This is a genomic window from Tamlana crocina (assembly GCF_012037625.1).
In genome coordinates this window covers 1-576 of sequence record NZ_JAAVJS010000107.1, presented here as the reverse complement: position 1 = coordinate 576, position 576 = coordinate 1, and the positions used below count along the sequence as shown (strand labels likewise).

Sequence of the window (576 nt, the reverse complement as noted above, 5' to 3'; positions counted from 1 at the left end):
CACCTTTAATCTGGTAGGTCCTGAATTACTTTTGGGTAAAATATTTAATGAAATCGGGTTTGATGTAGTTCAGGAGGAACTCTTTCGCCATTTAGTTATCACACGTTTAATTTATCCGGTTAGTAAGCTCCGGACGGTTGATTATTTATTCAAGTACAAAGGTATAGAAATAAGTGTTTACAGTGTATACCGGTATCTTGATTAAGCTTCATAAAGAACAAATGGAGCACATCAAAGCGATCAGCCTTCAGCATACTTTAAGTTTGTATGGAAATGTTTTATCCGTAGTTTTCTACGATGTTACTACCCTGTATTTTGAAGCCTCAAAGGAGGATGATCTTAGAATTCCTGGTTTTAGTAAAGATGGAAAACATCAAAATCCGCAGATTGTTCTGGGATTATTGGTTAGTGATGGAGGATATCCTATCGATTATCACATTTTTGAAGGAAACAAATATGAAGGTGATACGCTCTTACCAGTGGTGGATCATTTTTCTGGAAAATACCATTCACAACATTTAACGGTAGTAGCGGATTCTGGTTTATTGTCTAAAAGAAATATCGAACTATTAAAAG

General features: G+C 35.2%; 1 pseudogene. It reads left to right on the top strand.

Features of this window, described 5'->3' with window-relative positions:
• Positions 1-576: pseudogene (locus HC176_RS20415) on the top strand (IS1634 family transposase); the annotation flags it as partial.